This is a genomic window from Clostridium sp. AM34-9AC, assembly GCF_003480225.1.
Lineage (GTDB): Bacteria > Bacillota > Clostridia > Lachnospirales > Lachnospiraceae > Acetatifactor > Acetatifactor acetigignens.
In genome coordinates this window covers 1-3,069 of the sequence record NZ_QUIU01000057.1, presented here as the reverse complement: position 1 = coordinate 3,069, position 3,069 = coordinate 1, and the positions used below count along the sequence as shown (strand labels likewise).

Annotated in this window: 2 protein-coding genes; both read right to left on the bottom strand. The window is 33.4% G+C overall.

The genetic code is table 11. The annotated features are described in order from the left end of the window. Positions 1–269 precede the first annotated feature (269 nt). A complete protein-coding gene (locus DW835_RS17580) occupies positions 270–1,712 on the bottom strand; it encodes a hypothetical protein (protein WP_015517468.1) in 1,443 nt (480 codons plus the stop codon). 72 nt (positions 1,713–1,784) lie between these two features. After that, positions 1,785–2,969: a hypothetical protein gene (locus tag DW835_RS17575; RefSeq protein WP_041254362.1), complete on the bottom strand. Its 1,185-nt coding sequence runs from the start codon at positions 2,967–2,969 to the stop codon at positions 1,785–1,787. Positions 2,970–3,069 lie beyond the last annotated feature (100 nt).

Here is a 3,069-nt window from a genome sequence, read left to right as displayed (position 1 = left end):
GGAAACCACGCCGCTCATAAAAGCGGCGTTAAATTTAAGGGTAGGCGCAGGATTTGACGTTTACGCATATTATCTAAATAGGCTCTAAATAAATATCATATATATAGAAAATGTGCCATCATCTTGACGGCACATTTCCTATATTTTCCCCCCAAATTATATTGCTACAGTATAGAATACCATTGTCTGTCCATACTATCAGCTTCATACTGATATGTAATCAACTGATTCATGTCTTTTAAACCCGCCATTTCTATTAGGTTCTATCATTATATTATAGTTTTCATATTTTTATAGTATCCTGCATTATCCATAACACTATTATTGCCAGATGTACCCACAGTACTTACCTCAGAGTCCGAAATATTATACCCTGCCTTAAATGCAAGAATATCCTCCAATCCATATTGATTTTTATAATCCGTCAGCATATAGATATTATCTCGTATTTCCTCATATTTCGCATTGGCTTCCTGGGAGTTCATTATTTTACACATTTTCTCTGGAAGTCCGGTAATCTTCCCATTGTCATCTACGTTTATATCGTCAAATGAATACTGTCCATTTGTTGCTTTCTGAATGAACTGTTCCACTTCATAGTAAGCATTTACTAATCTATATTGTGTGTTAGAAATATCTGCTGTCTGAATATATTTTTCCCACATATCATCAGCAAAATTTTCCGATATCATATTTTTTATCTGTTCTTTGTTTTCTTCTGTAATGTCCCCGTTAATCGTAATAGTTCCAGATACATCTATTTCAATTTTCCATGATGTATCTGGCAGTTCAATTCCTTTTTCATTTGCTATTCTTTCTATTTCTGCATAAAAATCGTTTTTTATATAATTCGACTTCTCTGCTCTCTCATAATCAGATAAATTGGCAAATATTTTCACATATGCCATTTCCGACACACTTAACTGCTCCCCCTTTTTCATCTTATTTAATAATTCTTCTACACTATCCGTTCCCGAATATTTTTCATCTTCCGGCAACGCTTCAAATTGCATCTGATGTAATTTGTCAATTTCGCTTTGATATGTTTTTTCATATTTCTGCTTTATTGCATTTTTTTCTTCTGAATTATCTGCATTTGCTATTTCTTGTGAGTGCTGCACATTACTACTTGAAGTATCCCTGTTTTTCGTTTCCGTAATTTTTATTCTATAGGAACCTTCCCCGGAATCCGATGTCATATTGGAATTTTCTACTCTGATCACATAATCTGATGTAACGCAGTCCCAATTAGGTACCGTAAGCTGTTTATTACCATGTCCATCATCTGTCGCTATTCCAATCTGATTGCCATATAAATCGTACAATACTAAATTATATGCCTGACTATTCTTGCTTTCCAATGAAATCGTTATCTCTGAAGATATACCCATTTTAGAGTAAAAACTTTTTTGCGGATAAGAAAAAGAATAGTAATCTACATCATATTTTGAATCGATTGTTCCCTCTAAATAACTTTCATTATTATGCAACAATGTTCCTATATCATATGTACTGTAATAGCGATCTACCTGATCATCGTATTTCGTATGCTGATGATAACTATCATTCTTATTTGTTTTGGCATTTTCTATTAACACCGTTTGCTCATTTAATTCTTTCATCGGCGATTTAAAACTTTTTGCTGCATTTCCTGTCTCATATATTTTACTATCTACTATTCCGCCACCTATATAATGTACATAGTGTCCCATCTTATCGTCACCTCTTTGAATCCACGGATGGTATAAAAATACCATCCGTAATTTATTTATCTTTCTAAATATTTAGCCCACTATTATTCCGAAAGGAACTAAATAATCCAATGTCATCTGTGTCATTGTAGTGCAACTAGCATTTACATAAGAAATACCACTTACCCAATGTACTGTAACAGATGTTGCATAGTTTCCATCAATTGATCCTGATGGTGGATTATTGTCAACCAAGTCACTCCACCAACCACCTGTTTGTGCTAGTTTTTTTGAATAACTAGCAGTTGCTGGCGTATAATAATAGTCAATGCTTGATGCGTATGTATTATTAGCAAATGCTTTTGATTTATCCGAAAATTTCACACCTGTCAATGCATACTCATCTTCACTTCCACTAGGACAATTAATGGTCAATGTTTGCGTACTTGCTGATTGGCTAGATGAGCTTCGATTCCACTTTATTGTTGTATAATGTGTAAGATCCGAAAAGGTTGTTGTTTGTGCTATTGGCAATGGTTGTCCAGCATAATATCCATAATGATAACCGGTAGTTGCTGTTGCATCTTTTACCTTAAAAACAATATAATAATTTCCATCAATAAGACCTAAACTAATTACCTTATTCGACGTTCCTGCAATCGTTTTAGTTGTTGAATAATATCTGTCAAAATAACTGGTAACTCCCGCCTCATCCGATGAACGATATATTAAATTTATATCATTGTCAAAAATAAATACATTAACATTAGATTCTAACATAAATGTAATATTATTACAGTCCTCATCCGAAACAACACATTGATAATAATGTCCCTGATTTTCATCATATGCAGAATCATTCAGATACCCCTCTCTTAATGCCGAATTATAGTTGCTCTGACCTTTTGGATTCAGTAAGAAACCAGACATTACAAACCCTTCTGATGTTTTTGCATATGTACTAAAAATTTCTGTATTCGATGTCCATTTCTGATCAGAGAAATTATATTCCATCGTGCTTGCACTCCACATATATTTATTTGACACCCTTCTTGTATCTGCATATGCACTTGCTCCATCATTTGTTGCATCCGTAAAGTCACAAGTCACTTCTTCGGTTGCAATTTTCGATTGTAATAATGTTAAATCCGTGTCGTTATCTTCTGTATTGAAATGTACTTTATTGCCATTATCAATACTTGCCGCATTCGCTACTGAGACATTTCCTAACAGCAAACATGCTGCCAATAATATTGTTGCTATTTTTCTCTTTTTCATGAATAATTCCTTATTTTATAGTTTTTTGATTTATATAGATTCATTATTAAAACGCTTTCCCTCCCATAATAATCTTTGTTTTTCTCTTGTTAACTCGCTT